Here is a 17,831-nt window from a genome sequence, read left to right as displayed (position 1 = left end):
AACCGAACCCGCCCGCCAGACGGTAGTCATCATCGGAGCACCGAGGCGGAGGCACGATGACCGAGTTCGCGGAGTACGTCGAGCAGCGCCATGAGCGGTTACTGCGAGCGGCGTATCTCCTCACCAGGGACTGGGCGATCGCCGAGGACCTAGTGCAGACCGCGCTGGCCAGGGCCTGGCTCGCCTGGCAGCGGATCGACGGCGATCCCGACCCGTACGTCTACCGGATCATCGCCAACACCCACGCCTCCTGGTGGCGACGGCGCTGGCGGCGGGAGATCCCGACGGGGGAGCTGCCCGACCGGCCGGACGGGCGGGACTTCGCGAGCGACGTCGGCGACAGGGACGCGCTGTGGACGGCGATCGGCACCCTGTCGGGGCGCCAGCGCGCGGTGGTCGTCCTGCACTACTTCGAGCACATGCCGCTGACCCAGGTGGCCGGGGTGCTCGGATGCTCGGTCGGGACGGTGAAGAGCCAGCTCAACAGGGCTCTCACCCGGCTCAGGGTGGACCGGGGGATCCAGGCGACGACGGGAGTACGCGGATGAGCAACACCGAGAACGACCTCAGGACGCTCCTGGAGGAGCGCGGCGCGGGCGGCTGCAGGGACGGCGGGGGTACGGCCCGGCTGGAGGCGATCCTCGCCAGGGGCCGGGCGATCCGGCGGCGGCGGACGGCGGCCACGGCCGCGGCGGTCGTCACCGCCGGGGCGCTCGCGGTCGCCGTGGTGGCGCCGTCGCTGTCCGCCGGAGGCGGGGCGGAGGCGCCGATCGTGGCCGTCGCCGCCGACCCCACGCCCGTTCCCCCGCCCGTTCCCACCGCCGTCCCACCTGTCCCCGGCAAGGACCTTCCCGCGACCGTCAACGACCTGCGGAATCGCCATGAAATGCGGCTGATTCACGCGTACCGGTCGAATACCTTGGGTGTGAAACGCACCCTGAAGTTCACCCCGACCAGTGTCTTCACCGGATTCCGGGTCGTCTGCGAGGACCCGAAGGCAGTGGTGGTCAAGATGACCGGGACGGGAATCCACAGATCGGGCTCCGCCCGCGAATGCGGCAGCGGCTGGCCGGGGCTGACCTCGCAGCACGACAAGGAGTCGGCGCCCCCCGGCTGGACGTCGCGCGAGCAGAGCGCGACGGTCTGGGTGCTTCCCCCCAGGCCGCGTATCTCCCGTGAAGCGCTCAAAAAGCTGAAGTGCCCGGAGAAGGAAGTGGAGAGGACGGGGATGTGCCGCGGGCATTACATGATCTCGGACCTGATAGGCCCGCGGATGGACACGCGGGTGCTGGAGCGGGTGCTGGCGAACGTGGGCAGCAAGCCCGGCCGCTGGGCGATCGGCGTCTACGACCGCCCGTCCTCCTGACCCGACCCCCCGATCCCCCCCCGATCCCCCGGCCCTCGGGACGACTCCCGTCAGACGGCTCGGCCGCGCGGGATCGCCACTGGAGATCCGTACGGCGTCGGGGCCGAACACCCTGCGGGTGATGTCCCGGCCGTGGAGCAGGTCGTGCGTCCCGCTGCTGAGCGCGGGGCCGGCGAGCGGGCCGGTTGTGGCGCTCGGCCCGGCGAGGGTGGCATATTGCCTGGGCACGGCCCGGAGGACGACGATCGGAGAACGGGAAATGACGGACAGGACGATCGCGGACTTCTGGTTCGACCCCTCCTGCCCCTACACCTGGATCACCTCCCGGTGGCTGGCGGAGGTGGAGCGGGTGCGGCCCGTCGAGGTGCGCCGGCACCTGATGAGCCTGTCGGTGCTCAACGAGGGCCGCGACGAGGATCCCGAGGGGGACACGGAGGGGTACCTGTGGGTGCCCGTGCGCGTCTGCATGGCCGTGCGGCAGGAGTACGGCCAGGAGGCGCTCGGGAGGCTCCACACCGCGATGTGGACCGTCGGGCGCGCTCGCGGGGATGACTGGGCCGGTTCCCTGCACGACTCCCTCGTCGCCGCCGGCCTGCCACCGGAACTCGCCGAGGCCGGGACGTCGACGGCCTACGACGAGGCGGTGCGCGCCTCGCACGCGGAGGGCATCGGCCTGATCGGCGAGCACGTCGGCACCCCGGTGGTCGCCGCCACCGGCCCCGCCACCGGTGGCGAGCGCGTGGTGTTCTTCGGCCCGGTGATCTCCCGGACCCCCGGGGGCGAGCAGGCGGGCCGCCTGTGGGACGGGACGCTGCTGGTGGCCGCGACCCCGGGGTTCCACGAGCTCAAGGGAGCCCCGCACGAGGAGCCCCGGCTCGACGATCCGAGCTGACGGACCGCGGGCCCCGGAGGGCCCTTCCGCGAGCGGTCCTTTTCGAAGGCGGTTCTTCCGAGAGCGGTTCTTCCGAGAGGGGTGCGACCCGCGTGCCGGGCCGTCCGGAGAGGTTCCGGACGGCCCGTGGAGGGGCGGGGAGGGGCGTGGAGAGGAAGGGCGGGCCGCACCCGGTCTCGCTCTCACCGCAGCCGGGTCACCGTCCCGCTCACTGGCTGGTCAGCTTGACGTCGTCCACCCCGGCCTCGACCAGGGAGGCGCCGGAGGCGTCACCGGCCTCGATCAGGATCCGGACGCTCTGCCCCGCGAAGGCGGAGACGTCGACGTTGGCCGCGCCCCAGGCGCCGTTGCGGTTGGAGGCCGCGCCGAGCTGCTGGAACACCTGGGTGGTGGTGGAGCCGACGACCTTCACCCGCAGGAAGTCGGCGCTGGAGGCGTTGGAACCGTGCGCCAGATACCAGGAGAACGCCAGCTTGAGCGTTCCCGTCGACGGCAGGGTGACCGCCGGCGACCGGACGCTGGTGATGCCTCCGTCGATGTCGTGTTCACCGGCCGAGGCGCCCGCGAGCCTGCCGGTGACCAGGTCGTTGGTGCCGCTGACGGTGGTGCCGAGCTGCTTGGCGCCGCTGGAGGTGGTGGCCGCCGGGTCGCCGCGCTCCCACTGGCCGGAGGTGGCGGTGTCGGTCCCGGACGGGTTGGTCGTCCAGCCGGTCGCGGTCTCGAAGGTGTCCTGCCAGACGACCGTCGGAGGTACGGCGGTCGCGGTCGTCCACACCGCGTAGGCGATGGCGTCGGCGTTGCGGTTCAGCGCGGTGTCGCTGATGTTGGACGTGGTGTCGCACGCCCGGTGGTAGCAGGGATCGAACGCCTGCCCCGCCGTACCGCCCCACAGGGTGGCCTGGGCGCTGGACTTGATGCCCTCGGCGCCGGTGAAGGTGCCGCCCGCGGGGATGCCGACGGCGATGAACGGCCCGTAGTCGGAGCGGCCGTCGAAGTCGGTGCCCCGGGTGGCCACGCCGATCGAGGTGAAGTACGCCTGGAGCGTCGACTCCAGCTGCGCCGAACCCGCCGGGCCGGGGCCCGAGCCGACACCGTCGGAGTTGTCGCCGTCGTAGACGAAGTATCCGGCGTTGGGCGAGCCGACCATGTCGAAGTTGTAGTAGCCCTTGACCTTGGCCCGCTCGGTGGCCGGGAGGTTGTTCACGTAGTACTGGGAGCCGCGCAGGCCCAGCTCCTCGGCGCCCCACCAGGCGAAGCGGAGGTGCTTGGTGGGTGCCAGCGACTGGCGGGAGACCTCCAGGGCGGTCTCCAGGATGGCGGCGCTGCCGGAGCCGTTGTCGTTGATGCCCGGTCCGGCGGTCACGCTGTCGAGGTGGGCGCCGACCATCAGGATGTCGTTCGGGTCGCCGCCCGGCCAGTCGGCGATGACGTTGTAGCCGGTCGCGCCGTTGTAGGTGAACGACTGCAGGGAGGTGGTGAATCCCGCGCCGTCCAGCAGGCCCCTGATGTAGTTGGCCGAGGCCAGGTAGCCGGGGCGGCCGTGGGCGCGGTTGCCGCCGTTGGCGGTGGCGATGGACTGGAGCTGGGTGAGGTGTGCCTTCAGGGCGGTCAGCGAGATGTCCGGTGGGACGGCGGCCGACGCCGACGGTGCGGTGAACGCCAACGGGATGGCCAGGATCGCCGCCATGCCCATGGTCCACAGACTGCGCATCATGCTCCTCGGGTTTGAGGGTGTGTGGGTCCCCCGAGCGGCGCGCACCCGTGGCGGGTGCGCGCCGTACAGCGTGGTGGTGCGCTTGCGGAACGGTCCCTAGCGGGCGGCGCCCTCGTGTGCCGCCGCGGTCCTCGCCGCGGACTTGGCCACCGCGGCGTTGCGGTCGGGAATGCCGGTCAGGTCGTAGGCGAAGTACGCGGTGGAGTAGCCCACGGCCTTGGAGTTGCGCTCGAGCGCGGCGGCGTTGATGTTGTCGATGCCGTCGCAGGCGGAGTGGTAGCAGGGGTCGTAGGCGATGCCCGCGGTCCCGCCGAACTTGGCGGCCTGCTCGGGCGTCTTGATGCCCTCGGCGCCGGTGAAGATGCCGCCGGCCGGGATGCCGTTGGCGATGAACGCGCCGTAGTCGGAGCGGCCGCTGAAGTCGGTGCCCTCGAAGGGCAGGTTGCGCTTGGCGTAGAACGCCTCCAGGCGCTTCTCGATCTCGGGGGAGCCCGCCGGTCCGGCCGGGGCGCCCTCGGCGTCGGAGTCGTCACCGTCGTACAGGAAGGTGGCGTCGTTCGGCGAGGCGACCATGTCGAAGTTCAGGTAGAGCCTGATCTTGTCCTTCTCGGACTGCGACAGGCCCGCGACGTACTGGTCGGAGCCGAGCAGGCCCAGCTCCTCGGCGCCCCACCAGGCGAAGCGCACCTTGTACTTGGTCGGCACGTGGGCCAGCTTCAGCGCGGTCTCCAGGACGGCGGCGCTGCCGGAGCCGTTGTCGTTGATGCCGGCGCCCTCGGGCACGCTGTCCAGGTGGGCGCCGACCGCGACGATCTCGCCGGACTTGCCCCAGCGGGTGTCGGCGATCAGGTTCTTGGTACGGCCGACCGTGGTCTCGGCGTCTACCTTCAGGCGGACGGTGGTGTTCGGGCTGTCGGCCAGGTCAAGGCCGACGGCCGTGCTCGCCATCACGATGGGGAAGCCGAAGCGCCACTCGATGATGTCGAAGACGAGCGGGTCGGTACGGCCGGGCTGGCCCTCGTTGAAGAAGATCACACCGGCCGCGCCGGCCGCCTTGGCGTTGGTGGCCTTGTCGACGAACGGGCAGGTGCCGCGCTGGATCAGCGCGATTCGGCCGGGGACGAACCCGGCGAAGTCAGAGGTCTCGCAACCCGCCGTCGAGGTGTTCGGGGTCGGCGCCGGCGGGATGACGGCGTCGACGACCTGCACCTGCGCGGTGACGTCGCCTCCGCTGGAGGAGACCACGGTCACGAAGTCGGCCGGGTTGGCGTAGGTCTTCGCCTCGGGAGCCGTCTGCTGCAGGACGGAGGGGCTCGCCTCCTCCCAGCTCAGCGGGAACTCGACGTCGGTCGTGGAGGTCTTGTACCCGGCCTTGCGCAGCTTGTCCTGCACGTAGGCGAGGGAGGCGTCGTAACCGGGCGTGCCCGCGGCGCGGTTGCCGCCGTTGGCGGTCGCGATCTCCTGGAACCTGTCCAGGTGCTTCTTGACGTTGCTGCCCTTGATCTGCGTCGCGAACACGTTGGCGAGGACGTCGGTGACGCCGGGGGACGTGGTGGTCGCGATGGTCGCGCTCGCCGGGACGGTGAAGGCGAGAGGGAGAGCGATGGCCGTGACCAGGGTGGCGGCCTGGACCATGCTGCGTCGTAACCTCAGGCGCATAGCGCTCCTCGGGGTGGAACGGAGGGGGATCCCCTATTACGTACATGGCGGAACGTACCGTGATCAACCGGTTTCGCCTAGATGCGCTGACGCTCAGGTGCACGAAAAGTTATCAAGCCGACCCTGACAGGGTTTTCTCAGGGATGTCTCGGGAACGGGTGAGTTCCGGTCGTTCGTTTGAAGAGACGAAGAACACCGATTCGGGGAGAGGTATCGTGCACCGTTCGAGAAACCACAAGATAATCGCCGGAGTCTGCGGCGGGATCGCGGAGACCCTCAACATGCCGCCCACCCTTGTCCGGGTGTTCTGGCTGCTGCTCTCGCTCATCCCGGGACCTCTGTGGGTCGCCTACGTGCTCATGTGGATCTTCGTCCCCAAGGCGCCCGCAGTCCGCTACTGAAAATAAGCTGGGGGCATGAGGCGACGCCCACTGTCCCTGGTCCAGGACGACCTGGTCGACTACGAGAAGGCAATGGAGCGGATGACCGACCTGGTCGGTCAGCGGCAGCGCGACGAGCGCCCCGACACGCTCTGGCTGCTCAGCCACCCGCAGGTGTACACCGTGGGCAGGCGAACCCCTGAGCAGCACCTGCCCGACCCCGCTCACGGCATCCCGGTCGTGAGCACGGGTCGTGGCGGGCAGCTCACCTACCACGGCCCCGGCCAGCTGGTCGGCTACCTGGTCGTCAAGCTCGACGAGGACGAGGGGATCGTCGACTACGTCCGCGAGGTCGAGCTGAGGCTCGTCGGCGCGCTCGGCGCGCTGGGTGTCCCGGCCGAGCGCCGCGACACCCCGCCGGGTTCTGAGCTGCTGACCGGTGTGTGGACGACCGGGACGGGACGCAAGATCGTCTCGATCGGCATGCGGCAGAGCCGCGGCGTCACCAGTCACGGGTTCGCCCTCAACGTCGACGGCGACCTGACCCCGTGGGGCTGGGCGGTGGCCTGTGGCATGCCCGACGTCGACATGACCTCCATGGGGCGGGAGGCCCCCGCCGCCGCGGCCATGGACCGGGTCCGCGCGGCGGTGGCGGAGGCCTTCGAGGCGAGCTGACCGGCCTTCCTGGGAATCTCCGAGCCGGTCGGGATCCGCGCGGGCCGGTCGTCGGGACGGTGCGGGTTCGCGGGCCGGCGCTCGGGGCGGTACGGGTTCGAGCGGTGACCGGCCCGGTCTCGGGGAGCGGGCCGGTCACCTCGTGCTCTCGGGGCCCCTCTGGGATCTCGGGGCCGAGGTCAGCCGATCGGCTCCTTGCCGGTCGGGTCGGCGGCCGTGCCGGTCGGGTCGAACGCCTCGGCCATGTCGATCGTGCGGCGCGGGCCGGTGAACCAGTGCCTGGCCGACAGTGTCCACCACAGGCCCACGGCCAGCACCATCACGCCGACCACGATCGGCGCGTAGTTGACCGCGGTCCAGGTGAAGTCGTCGCTGAACGGCACGGCGGCCGGGACCAGCGGCATGATGAAGTAGATCGAGACGATGAAGATCTCGACGATGGCGATCCAGCACATGACCTTGTACTTCGGCCCCAGCGTCCAGGGCCCCGGCTGGAACCGGTCGCCCATCCGCAGCCGGAGCCAGATCGGGATCGCGAAGGCGATGTAGAGGCCGATGACCGCCACCGACACGACCGCGTAGAAGGCCAGCGGCAGGCCGCCGGGGGCCTCGTACAACGCGGGCAGGGTGAGGATCAGCGCGGCCGCGCAGCCGAAGACGATCGCGTTGACGGGGGTCCGGTTGGCGTCGACCCTCGACCACAGGCGCCAGCCGGGGATGGCGCCGTCCCTGGAGAAGGCGTAGGTCATCCGGGACATCGAGGTCACGCAGCTCATCCCGCAGAAGAACTGGCCGATGGTGGAGATCGCGAAGATCGCCGTGGCCAGGTTGCCGGGGAGCGCGCTGTCGAAGATGGCGCCGACGAAGCCGCCCGCCTCGTTGACCGCGTCCACGTCGGTGGCCGCGAACAGGAAGGCGAGCAGCACGATCCAGCCGCCGATCGCCGAGTAGAAGATCGACTGCCACAGGCCCCTCGCGGCGGCGGTGGAGGCGCCCTGGGTCTCCTCCGACACGTGCGCGCACGCGTCGAACCCGGTGATCGTGTACTGGGTCAGCAGGAAGCCGAGCGGCAGCACGTAGAACCAGTACGACGAGTCGGAGAAGCCGGAGTTGTTGATCGTCTCGGTGAAGACGAACGACATCGACTGGTGCGAGTCGGGGCCGAAGACCAGGATCAGCACGACCGCCGCCGCGCCGAACACGTGCCACCACACCGAGATGTTCTGCAGCGTCGAGATCAGCCGGTGGCTGAAGATGTTGATCAGGGCGTGCAGCACGAGGATGACCGCGAACAGGATGAACGCGTTGGTCAGGCTGGGGTCCCAGCCGGCGAAGAACCGGCTGAGGGTGATGTTCAGGAAGGTCGCGCAGCCGTAGTCGACCGAGGCCGTCACGGCGATCAGGCCGATGAGGTTGAACCACCCGGTGAACCAGCCGTGGATCGGCCTGCCCATCTTCGCGGCCCACCAGTAGATGCCGCCGGCGGTCGGATAGGCCGAGACCAGTTCCGACATGCACAGCCCGATGATCAGAATGAAGATCGAGATCAGCGGCCACCCCCACGCGATGGCGACGGGGCCACCGTTGTTCCAGGCCTGGCCGAACGTGGTGAAGCAGCCGGCCAGGATGGAGATGATCGAGAAGGAGATGGCGAAGTTGGAGAAGCCGCTCCAGGTTCTGGAGAGCTCCTGCTTGTAACCGAGTTCCGCGAGGCGCTTCGCGTCCTCGTCGACGGAGCCGACCGATGTTGGCTTGGTCACTCAAGCCTCCTTGCGTGGTGGTGCGGGGGGTGGGGAGATCCGGCGCTCGCGCCCCGGACGTCGTCGACGAGCCGTCCGAACCCGGGGTCGTCCAGGTCCCGTACGGCTTGCGAGAACTTGTCGGCCGCCTCCGCCTCGTAGTCGAAGTCGGCGTCGGCCGCCTGCTCCTTGAGCAGCCCGTGGTGCACGGCGAACCAGAGCGTCCAGGTCAGGTTGGACATGATCAGGTTGAGCCGGACCCTGGAGGTGAGCCGCCGGTCGTCGGTGCCGAAGTAGGCGCGGGCCAGCCGGGTGGTCAGGTCGGGGTCGTAGTCCGCCTCGGCCGCGATGTCGCCCAGCTCGAAGGCCGGGTCGTTGTTCCCGGAGAGCTGGTAGTCGACGATCCTGACCTCGGCGCCGCAGCGGATGAAGTTCTCCGGCAGCAGGTCGTTGTGGCACGGCACCGTGGGCAGCGGATCGGCGGCCAGCGCCCGTTCGATCTCCGCCGCCGCGGGAAGACGGTCCTCGTAGCCGTCGGGTGTGCTCAGTTCGTGGGTACGGCAGAGGGCGAGGAACTCGTCGAGCTTGCGGAAGATGGAGAAGTCGTTGACGAACCTGGGTCCGGCGTGCAGCCGGCGGCAGGCCGCCGCGATGGGGCCGGGAATCGTCCGTACGGCGTGGGCGTCCAGGGTGGCGCCGTCGAGATACTCCAGGACCAGCGCGCCCGGCAGTCGGTGCAGCACCCTGGGGCCGACTCCCGCGTCCGCCGCGTGGAGCGTGTTGGCGATCTCCTGGTCGAGCGGTATGCCCAGGCCGGCCTCCGAGACCCGGGGATCCAGCACGCGCAGCAGCCATCGCTGCCCGTCGGCCGTGGTGAGCCGGGAGATCCGGTGGCTGAGACCACCCTTGATCAGAGTCTCGGTCACGGGCTGGTCAGCCCATTTACGGACGTCCGCTAGAGGATCTGGCATGCCGCCCTCCTTTGGCCTACCTTCATACCATTGATCCAATTCTGTGGACTAGGTGTTACAGAGGGGTTGCGCGCCTTGAAACTTCCCAGTTCCGCGCGGGCCGTCGTGATCGGCGGCGGGGTGGCCGGTTGCAGCGTCGCCTACCACCTGGCGAGGCTCGGCTGGACCGAGGTGATCCTCGTCGAGCAGCACGAACTCACCGAGGGGACCACCTGGCACTCGGCCGGATTCGTGGGCCAGCTCCGCTCCACGGTCACCCAGACCAAGATGATCATGTATTCGGCCGGCCTCTACCCCGAGCTGGCCGAGCTCACCGGGCTGGACCCGGGATGGCGCGGGGTGGGCGGCCTCCGCCTGGCGACCACGCCCGAGCGGGTGGAGGAGTCGCTGCGGCTGGCCGGGGCCGGGGAGACCTACGGCCTGGGCCTGGAGGTCGTCTCCGGCGCCGAGGCCAAGGAGATGCTCCCGCTGCTGCGCGCCGACGACGTGCGGGCCGCGCTCTGGCTGCCCGGGGACGGCTGGCTGGACCCGGCGCTGCTGGCCAGGGCGCTGGCGGCCGGGGCGCGGAAGCTGGGCGTGCGGATTCACACCGGGACCCGCGTGACGGGACTCGACGTGGCGAAAGGCGCGATCACCGGGGTACGGCTCGCGTCGGGGGCCGGGGGCTCCGACGGCTTCGAGGAGTGGTCGGTCCAGGCGGAGACCGTGGTCGTCGCGGCGGGCGCGGCCAGCGGGCGGGTCGGGCGGCTGGCCGGTGTCGATATTCCGGTCGTGCCAATCAAGCACCAATATGTCACCACCGAATCATTCGGGGTTCCGTCGTCCATGCCCACGGTGCGGGATCCGGACAACATTGTCTATTTCCGGGAAGAGAATGGCGGGATTCTGGTGGGCGGATATATTCGCGATCCAGAAATCTGGGACACGGTTGCTCCATTGGACGAGCCGCGAACCGTCTTTCCCCCGGATATGCCGAAATTTCGGGAATCGTGGGAATCGGCGGTGCGACGGGTTCCCGAGCTGGGCCGTACCGAGATCACGAAGGTCGTGCACGGCCCCGAGGCGTTCACCCCCGACGGCGAGTTCCTCCTCGGCGAGACCCCGGTCCGCGGGCTGTGGGCGGCGGCCGGCTTCTGCGTCCACGGCCTGGCCGCGGCCGGAGGCGTGGGCAAGGTCATGGCTGAGTGGATCGTGGATGGCTCGCCCGAGTACGACATGTTCGGCATGGACCTGCGGCGCTTCGGGGCTCATGCCCGCTCCGCGTCGTGGACCCGGGCCAAGGCCCTCGATTCGTACTCGAAGTACTACGACATCGTCTACCCCGGCGAGGAGCGCGCCGCCGCCCGGCCGCTCCGCCGCTCCCCGGCCTGGGTACGGCACGTGGAGCTGGGAGCGGCGTTCGGCGAGAAGTCCGGCTGGGAACGGGTCAACTGGTACGAGCCCGGCCGGGACCTTCCCCCGGACGACCGGAGCCCCCGCCCGGACGGCTGGGCGGGCCGGGTCTGGTCGCCCGCCGTGCGCGAGGAGTGCCTGGCCACCCGCGACGCCGCCGGTCTCTTCGACCAGACCTCGTTCTCCAAGCTGGAGGTGTCGGGGCCCGGGGCCCTGGAGGGGTTGCAGCGGGCGTGCGCCGGGCAGCTCGACCGGCCGGTGGGCTCGATCGTCTACACCCAGCTCCTCAACGAGCGCGGCGGCATCGAGGCCGACCTGACCGTCACCCGCCTGGCGGAGGACCGCTTCCGCCTGGTCACCGGCACCGCCTTCGGCGTCCACGACGCCGCCTGGCTGCGCGGCCGGGGCCTCGACGTCCGCGACGTCACCTCGGCGCACGCCTGCTACTGCCTGTGGGGTCCCAGGGCGCTCGACATCCTCGGTTCCGTCTCCGGCGACGACCTCACCTTCGGCTACATGAAGGCCAGGGAGATCAGCGTCGGGAACGTCCCGGTACTGGCCCAGCGGGTGACGTTCGTCGGCGAGTTCGGCTGGGAGCTGTACTGCCCGTCGGAGTATGGGCTGACGCTGTGGGACACGCTCACGGAGGCGGGAACGCCGCACGGCATGCGCCCGGCAGGGTACCGCGCGATCGACTCGATGCGCCTGGAGAAGGGGTACCGCGTCTGGGGCATGGACATCACCCCGGAGACCACCCCCCACGAGGCCGGCCTGGGCTTCGCGGTCGCCCGCGACAAGGACTTCCTCGGCCGCTCGGCCCTGGAGGCCGGCACAGGAGCGGGCGCCGGCGCGAGTGCGGGTACGGGTGCCGACGCGGGTGCGAGTGCCGGAGCGGGGGCGCGGCGTCTGTTCTGCCTGGTCCTGGACGACCCCCGCCAGGTCTGCCTCGGCGGGGAGCCGGTCCGCGCCGGCGGCCTGCCCACCTCGCGGGTGACCAGCGGCGGGTACGGCCACCGCGTCGACCGTTCGATCGCCTACGCCTACCTGCCCGGGGACACCGCCCCCGGCGACCGCGTGGAGGTCGGCGTCACCGGCACCTGGACGGGCGCCGTCGTCACCGCGGAACCCCTCTACGACCCGTCCTCGGAACGGGTCAGGCGCCTGCCGTCCTGACCGCCCCGGCAGGCGCGGGCCCCGCCGGTCGGCTGGGGTTCGCTCGGTTTCGCGGCCTTTCGCGGCTCTTCATGGGCCCTTCGTGGCCTCTCGGCCCTTCGCGGGCCCGGCGGCGAGCGGCCGTCACCCGTCCCTGATTTCCCATAGGTCCCGTCATGGACCCGCGTATCGGCCATCCTGTGACCTGGAGACCGGCGTCAGGTATACCCCCCCGGGGTTGCTGAAAAGGTGGTGGTGTGGCACTGTGGGCGAGCGAACAGATACCCCCTATGGGTATTGAGAAGGGATGGTCGAGATGAACGGCGCGATCAAGGTGGGTGCGTACGCGCTGGGGCTGGCCGTGCTGTTCGGCGGAGCCCTGGGGGCGGGCCGGCTGGCCGGTCCTGTGGGAAGCGCGGCGGCCGAGAGATCTCCCGGCGCCGGCACCGAGCGGGGCGCGGGTCAGGACGCCGGGGCGGGCGCGGACCACGGCGCCCATCAGGAGACCGGGCAGGAGACGGGGCAGGAGACGGTGGCCGCGAAGGCGCCGGCCGTTCCCGCGGGGCTCCAGATCTCCCAGGGCGGATACATGCTCATGCCGGAGACCGACGAGGTCAAGGCGGGCAAGCGGACCGACTTCCGCTTCACGGTGATCGGCCCCGACGGCTCCCCCGTCACCGGGTTCACCACCCAGCACGACAAGAAGCTGCACTTCATCGTGGTCCGCCGCGACCTGACGGGCTTCCAGCACCTGCATCCCACCCAGCTGGGCGGCGGGGTGTGGTCGGTCCCGCTCGAACTCCCCGACGCCGGGGAGTACCGCGCGTTCGCCGACTTCGCCCCCGAGGGGGCGCAGCCCCTGACGCTCGGCATGGACCTGTCGGTGGCGGGCGACTACCGGCCCGAGCCGCCCGCCGTCCCGGCCGAGACCGCCAAGGTGGGCGACTACACCGTCACCCTCAAGGGTGATCTCATCCCCGGCCGTACGAGCATGCTCACGCTCTCGATCGCCAAGGACGGCGAGCCGGTCACCGACCTGCAGCCCTACCTGGCCGCGTACGGGCACCTGGTCGCGCTGCGCGACGGCGACCTGGCCTACCTGCACGTGCACCCCGACGGCGCGCCCGGTGACGGGCGCAGCGCGCCCGGCCCGGACATCACCTTCTACGCCGAGGTGCCGAGCGCGGGAACCTACGGGCTCTACCTGGACTTCAAGCACGCCGGGACCGTCCGCACCGCCGTGTTCACCGCCGCCACGAGCCCGGATCCCGAGGGGGGCGGGGCCACGGCGCCGTCCGGAGACGGCCACGGGCACGGCCACCAGCCGTGAAATACCCCATAGGGGTTAGGCGTTCTGATAGCGAGGAGAGACACATGCCTGGACACACCCACCGCGGGGACGACGGCCCGTGCCGGGTCGAGGGACGGGCCCGCTCCCTGGCGGCGGCGAGGTTTCCGGTCCTGGCCGGCCGGCCGACGCCGGCTCCGGCCGCCGGACCGGTGCCGGGCCGCGCACGACGACAGAGTCACGCACGACGACAGAGCCACGCATGATGACGGAGAAGGTACGAGGAGATGCCGTGACGTCCACGACCACCGGCGAGGCGCTTGTCCACGGCGAGATCGAGCTCGCCATCGGCGGCATGACCTGTGCCTCCTGCGCGGCCCGCATCGAGCGCAAGCTCAACAAGCTGGACGGCGTGACCGCGACCGTCAACTACGCCACCGAGAAGGCGAAGGTCACCTACCCCGCCGGCGTCACCCCCGACGATCTGGTCGCGGAGGTGGAGAAGGCCGGATACACCGCCGAGCCGCCCGCTCCGCCGGTGTCCGCCGAGCGGGACGGGACGGACGAGGAAGAGGAGGAGGGAGAGCGCGCCGGGCTCGTTCCCCTCAGGCAGCGACTGATCACCTCGGCCGTGCTGTCGGTGCCGGTCGTCGCGATGGCGATGATCCCGGCGCTGCAGTTCGATTACTGGCAGTGGCTCTCCCTCGCCCTGGCCGGTCCCGTCGTGGTCTACGGAGGGTGGCCCTTCCACCGGGCGGCCTGGACCAACCTGCGGCACGGCGCCGCGACCATGGACACGCTGGTCTCGCTGGGGACGATCGCCGCCTTCTCCTGGTCGCTCTGGGCCCTGTTCTTCGGCACGGCGGGCATGCCGGGCATGCGGCACGGCTTCGAGTTCACCCTGTCCGGGGGTGACGGCTCGGGGAACATCTACTTCGAGGCCGCCGCCGGGGTGGTCACCTTCATCCTCGCGGGCCGCTACTTCGAGGCCCGCTCCAAGCGGCGCGCCGGTGCCGCGCTCCGCGCGCTGCTGACGATGGGCGCCAAGGACGTCACGCTGGTCTCCGGGGAGGTCGTTCCGGTCGGCAGGCTCACGGCGGGCGACCTCTTCGTCGTACGGCCGGGGGAGAAGATCGCGACGGACGGCGTGGTTGAGGAGGGGTCCTCGGCCGTGGACGCGTCCATGCTGACCGGCGAGTCGGTCCCCGTCGAGGTGCGGCCGGGTGACGCGGTGGCCGGCGCCACCGTGAACGCCGGGGGGCGCCTCGTGGTGAGGGCCACCCGGGTCGGCTCGGACACCCAGCTCGCCCAGATGGCCAGGCTGGTGGAGGACGCGCAGAACGGCAAGGCCGCCGTGCAGCGGCTGGCCGACCGGATCTCCGCGGTGTTCGTGCCCATCGTGATCGCGCTGTCCGTGGCCACCCTCGGCTTCTGGCTCGGCACCGGTTCCGGCGCCGCCGCGGCCTTCACCGCCGCCGTGGCGGTACTGATCATCGCCTGCCCCTGCGCCCTGGGCCTCGCCACGCCGACCGCGCTGATGGTCGGCACCGGCCGGGGCGCCCAGCTGGGCATCCTGATCAAGGGGCCGGAGGCGCTGGAGTCGACCCACGGCATCGACACCGTGGTCCTGGACAAGACCGGCACCGTGACGTCGGGCACGATGACCCTCAGGGACGTCTTCCCCGCCGCCGGTGAGGAGCGCGAGGAGGTGCTCCGGCTGGCCGGGGCGCTGGAGGGCGCCTCCGAGCACCCCGTCGCCCGCGCCGTCGCCCGCGCGGCGGACTCCACCGCCCAGGTCGAGGACTTCGCGAACGTCGAGGGACTCGGCGTCCAGGGCGTCGTCGACGGGCACGCCGTGCTCGTCGGGCGGCCCCGGCTGCTCGCCGACCGGTCGCAGCACCTGCCGCCCGAGCTGGAGGAGGAGCTGGAGCGGGCACAGGCGCGCGGGGAGACGGCCGTCGCGGTCGGCTGGGACGGGAAGGCCCGCGCGGTGCTCACCGTCGCCGACGCGATCAAGCCCACCTCGGCCGAGGCGGTCGCCGCGCTGCGCGCGCTCGGCCTGCGCCCGATCCTGCTGACCGGTGACAACGAGACGGTGGCCCGCACGGTCGCCGAGGCCGTCGGCATCGAGGACGTGATCGCCGACGTGCTGCCCGCCGACAAGGTGGAGGTCGTCAAACGGCTCCAGTCCGAGGGCCGTACCGTGGCCATGATCGGCGACGGGGTCAACGACGCCGCCGCTCTGGCCCAGGCCGACCTCGGCATGGCGATGGGCACCGGCACCGACGTCGCGATCGAGGCCTCCGACCTCACCCTGGTCCGGGGCGACCTGCGGGTGGCCGCCGACGCGATCAGGCTGTCCCGCCGCACGCTGCGCACCATCAGGGGCAACCTGTTCTGGGCCTTCGCCTACAACGTCGCCGCCATCCCGCTGGCCGCGTTCGGGCTGCTCACCCCGATGATCGCCGGCGGCGCGATGGCGCTCTCCTCGGTGTTCGTGGTCAGCAACAGCCTGCGGTTGCGCCGCTTCAGGTGAGGGGCGCCCCTGCGGCGCGGGCGTTATGGTGGAGTCCGCGCGGCAGGGCGCACCCGGTCCGCGGGAAGGGCAGAGCCCACCTGAGCACCACACTGCTCATCGGCCGACCTCCTTTTCGGCCCGATCACGCGGACGTCGGGCGCGACGAAAGGGAGGCCTCCGTGCCTGTTCGCCGTCTTCCCGACAACCCCAGCCTGGAACACCTGAGAAATCAGGCCAAGCGCCTCAAGAGGGCGGTTCGTGCCGCCGACACCGCCGCGCTGGAGCTGGTCGCCGAGTTCCACCCCCGCCCGCTCCCCGGTCTTCCCGCGCGGCCCGCGTCGCCGCCGGCCGGGGGAGACCCGCGCTCGCCGGAGGGGTTCACGCTGGCCGATGCCCAGCTGACGGTCGCGAGGGCGTACGGCTTCGCGAGCTGGCCCCGGCTCCGTGCCCACCTCGACGTCCTCGCCCGGCACTCCCGCTCACCCCACCTGGTACCCCGGAGCGCGGACCCGGTCGCGGAGTTCCTCCGGCTGGCCTGCCTGCCGTACGGGAACGACGACCCGTCGCGCCGTCGCGAGGCGGCGCGGGCGCTGGCCCTGGACCCGGGACTCGCGGTCGCGAGCGTCCACACCATGGCCGCGACCGGTCAGGTGGAGGCGATGGCCGCGACGCTGGCGGCCGACCCGGCCCAGGCGAGGGCCGAGGGCGGGCCGTACCGGTGGGAGCCGTTGCTCTACCTGGCGTACTCGCGGGTCGAGGGCGGCGACGCGCCGGAGACCGCCCGGCTGCTGCTGCGACACGGTGCCGACCCGGACGCGGGATACCTGTGGGACGGGCTGACCTCGCCGTTCACCGCGCTCACCGGGGCCTTCGGCGGTGGCGAGCGCGGCGAGCCGCCGCACCCGCGCTCCGCCGAGCTGGCCAGGCTCCTGCTGGAGGCGGGCGCCGATCCCAACGACAGCCAGACCCTCTACAACCGGGGGCTCTGCGGGTTCGGCTCCGACGACACCGAGCATCTGGAGCTGCTCTTCGAGTACGGTCTCGGCCGGGGGGACGGCGGGCCGTGGCACCGGCGCCTCGGTCCCACCCACGCGACACCGGAGCAGATGCTCCAGGACGAGGTGCTCGCCTCGGTCATCAGGCGGCGGCCCCGGCGCCTGAGGCTCCTGATCGAGCACGGCGCGGGCCTCGACGGCCCCGGCACCGGCCATCCGATCTTCGAGGGCCGTACGCCCTACGAGCTGGCCGTGCTCGGCGGGCACCCCGAGCTGGCCGGGATGCTCGCCGAGGCCGGGGCGAGGATCTCCCCCTGACGCGCCGACCGGTCGTCGCAGGTCGTCGCCGGTCGTCGCCGGTCATCGTCGGTCATCGCCGGTCACCGCGCCGCCGGTCGTCGGGTCGGAAGAGCCGGTCCGCCGGGTCAGGGGATGGGACAGGGCCGATGATCAGGGCCCGGTACGGGGACTCCCGCGCCGGGCCCGTCGCGTTCCGACAGCTGGAGGATCTCCCCGACCGTCGCCTCGTCCGCGGTGTAGATGTGAGGCACGTCGACGAACACCCTCATCGACCCGCAGCCCACCATGAGGCCGTCCGCGACCTCGCTCTGGATGCCGCGCAGCGGTACGTAGTTCAGGTAGGAGGTGAACACGTTCTGCGACCGGAAGGCGGCGGTCATGACCAGCCGCCCGGCACGAAGCCTGAAGGCCAGGCTGGTCAGGCACGGCACCGCGTCGAAAGGCTCGCCGGGAGCGGTGAGCGAGATCCAGCCGCTCTTGGTGTACGGCTTGGCGCGCAGCACGTCGGCGATCCAGCCGAGCTGGTCGACACCGAGGAACTGGCGGAGCCGCCCTCCGTAGCTGTACTTGAACGGCGGGACGACCGACCGCTCGCTGAACTTGCTGGAGTACAGCGGGATCTTCCCGGCGTCGCCGTAGCATTTCAGCACCGGATCGTCCCAGGCCAGGCCGGTGACCTCGAACAGCACCGCCGGAGCCTCGATGATCGGGCCGCGGTCGTCCAGGGCGGGCCCGCCGTTGTCTGTCACGTGTCGCATCAGCCAGATCCACGTCTCCCCACAAGACGCGA

14 protein-coding genes are annotated in these 17,831 nt (G+C 71.2%); 9 read left to right on the top strand and 5 right to left on the bottom strand.

What is annotated here, in order from left to right; translation table 11 throughout:
* Positions 1-56: 56 nt before the first annotated feature.
* The 3 genes from ACTOQ2_RS29890 (at position 57) to ACTOQ2_RS29880 (ending at position 2,258) form a co-directional block, all read left to right on the top strand.
* Positions 57-548 (top strand): SigE family RNA polymerase sigma factor, encoded by a 492-nt coding sequence (locus ACTOQ2_RS29890; protein ID WP_440070527.1) that lies wholly within the window; start codon positions 57-59, stop codon positions 546-548.
* Positions 545-1,366 carry a hypothetical protein gene (locus tag ACTOQ2_RS29885; protein WP_440104076.1) on the top strand — a complete coding sequence of 274 codons (822 nt, stop codon included), beginning with the start codon at positions 545-547 and terminating at the stop codon, positions 1,364-1,366. Before ACTOQ2_RS29890 ends, ACTOQ2_RS29885 begins: the two co-directional genes overlap by 4 nt.
* A 259-nt stretch (positions 1,367-1,625) precedes the next feature.
* A complete protein-coding gene (locus ACTOQ2_RS29880; RefSeq protein ID WP_440104074.1) occupies positions 1,626-2,258 on the top strand; it encodes a mycothiol-dependent nitroreductase Rv2466c family protein in 633 nt (210 codons plus the stop codon).
* 208 nt (positions 2,259-2,466) lie between these two features.
* On the opposite strand, the gene ACTOQ2_RS29875 is transcribed toward ACTOQ2_RS29880, so the two are convergent.
* A complete protein-coding gene (locus ACTOQ2_RS29875) occupies positions 2,467-3,972 on the bottom strand; it encodes a M28 family peptidase (protein ID WP_440104073.1) in 1,506 nt (501 codons plus the stop codon).
* A gap of 96 nt (positions 3,973-4,068) precedes the next feature.
* The gene (locus ACTOQ2_RS29870) at positions 4,069-5,631 is read right to left on the bottom strand and encodes a M28 family metallopeptidase (RefSeq protein WP_440104072.1); all 1,563 of its coding nucleotides are present in this window, start codon (positions 5,629-5,631) and stop codon (positions 4,069-4,071) included.
* 215 nt (positions 5,632-5,846) lie between these two features.
* Here ACTOQ2_RS29870 and ACTOQ2_RS29865 point away from each other — a divergent pair, with 215 nt between their 5' ends.
* Entirely contained in the window at positions 5,847-6,032 is a 186-nt protein-coding gene (locus tag ACTOQ2_RS29865) for a PspC domain-containing protein (RefSeq protein WP_344743060.1), read from the top strand.
* Between the two features lie 15 nt (positions 6,033-6,047).
* Positions 6,048-6,686: a lipoyl(octanoyl) transferase LipB gene (gene lipB, locus ACTOQ2_RS29860; RefSeq protein ID WP_440104070.1), complete on the top strand. Its 639-nt coding sequence runs from the start codon at positions 6,048-6,050 to the stop codon at positions 6,684-6,686.
* 179 nt (positions 6,687-6,865) lie between these two features.
* Here the strand turns inward: lipB and ACTOQ2_RS29855 are convergent, their stop codons facing one another.
* On the bottom strand, positions 6,866-8,446 hold the full coding sequence (locus ACTOQ2_RS29855; RefSeq protein WP_440104068.1) for an amino acid permease: 1,581 nt from the start codon (positions 8,444-8,446) through the stop codon (positions 6,866-6,868).
* Entirely contained in the window at positions 8,443-9,396 is a 954-nt protein-coding gene (locus ACTOQ2_RS29850; RefSeq protein WP_440104067.1) for a phosphotransferase, read from the bottom strand. Before ACTOQ2_RS29850 ends, ACTOQ2_RS29855 begins: the two co-directional genes overlap by 4 nt.
* A 75-nt stretch (positions 9,397-9,471) precedes the next feature.
* On the opposite strand from ACTOQ2_RS29850, the gene ACTOQ2_RS29845 reads away from it, so the two are divergent.
* From ACTOQ2_RS29845 to ACTOQ2_RS29830, 4 genes are all read left to right on the top strand, one after another.
* Positions 9,472-11,961, top strand: a complete 2,490-nt coding sequence (locus tag ACTOQ2_RS29845; RefSeq protein ID WP_440104065.1) for a GcvT family protein — start codon at positions 9,472-9,474, stop codon at positions 11,959-11,961.
* Between the two features lie 286 nt (positions 11,962-12,247).
* On the top strand, positions 12,248-13,270 hold the full coding sequence (locus ACTOQ2_RS29840; RefSeq protein WP_440104063.1) for a hypothetical protein: 1,023 nt from the start codon (positions 12,248-12,250) through the stop codon (positions 13,268-13,270).
* Positions 13,271-13,520: 250 nt separating this feature from the next.
* Positions 13,521-15,764: a heavy metal translocating P-type ATPase gene (locus ACTOQ2_RS29835; RefSeq protein WP_440104061.1), complete on the top strand. Its 2,244-nt coding sequence runs from the start codon at positions 13,521-13,523 to the stop codon at positions 15,762-15,764.
* 161 nt (positions 15,765-15,925) lie between these two features.
* A complete protein-coding gene (locus tag ACTOQ2_RS29830; RefSeq protein WP_440104059.1) occupies positions 15,926-17,059 on the top strand; it encodes a hypothetical protein in 1,134 nt (377 codons plus the stop codon).
* A gap of 107 nt (positions 17,060-17,166) precedes the next feature.
* Here ACTOQ2_RS29830 and ACTOQ2_RS29825 read toward each other — a convergent pair whose 3' ends face one another.
* Positions 17,167-17,799 (bottom strand): hypothetical protein, encoded by a 633-nt coding sequence (locus tag ACTOQ2_RS29825; protein ID WP_440104058.1) that lies wholly within the window; start codon positions 17,797-17,799, stop codon positions 17,167-17,169.
* Positions 17,800-17,831 lie beyond the last annotated feature (32 nt).

The organism is Streptosporangium sp. H16 (assembly GCF_051918855.1).
Taxonomy (GTDB): Bacteria; Actinomycetota; Actinomycetes; order Streptosporangiales; family Streptosporangiaceae; genus Streptosporangium.
Note: the sequence above shows the minus strand (reverse complement) of the source record. Positions and strands in the feature narration are given on the sequence as shown.

Coding starts and splice junctions, on each gene's coding strand:
- ACTOQ2_RS29890 (WP_440070527.1), top strand. CDS start 57: ATGACCGAGTTCGCGGAGTACGTCGAGCAGCGCCATGAGCGGTTACTG.
- ACTOQ2_RS29885 (WP_440104076.1), top strand. CDS start 545: ATGAGCAACACCGAGAACGACCTCAGGACGCTCCTGGAGGAGCGCGGC.
- ACTOQ2_RS29880 (WP_440104074.1), top strand. CDS start 1,626: ATGACGGACAGGACGATCGCGGACTTCTGGTTCGACCCCTCCTGCCCC.
- ACTOQ2_RS29875 (WP_440104073.1), bottom strand. CDS start 3,972: ATGATGCGCAGTCTGTGGACCATGGGCATGGCGGCGATCCTGGCCATC.
- ACTOQ2_RS29870 (WP_440104072.1), bottom strand. CDS start 5,631: ATGCGCCTGAGGTTACGACGCAGCATGGTCCAGGCCGCCACCCTGGTC.
- lipB (WP_440104070.1), top strand. CDS start 6,048: ATGAGGCGACGCCCACTGTCCCTGGTCCAGGACGACCTGGTCGACTAC.
- ACTOQ2_RS29850 (WP_440104067.1), bottom strand. CDS start 9,396: ATGCCAGATCCTCTAGCGGACGTCCGTAAATGGGCTGACCAGCCCGTG.
- ACTOQ2_RS29840 (WP_440104063.1), top strand. CDS start 12,248: ATGGTCGAGATGAACGGCGCGATCAAGGTGGGTGCGTACGCGCTGGGG.
- ACTOQ2_RS29825 (WP_440104058.1), bottom strand. CDS start 17,799: ATGCGACACGTGACAGACAACGGCGGGCCCGCCCTGGACGACCGCGGC.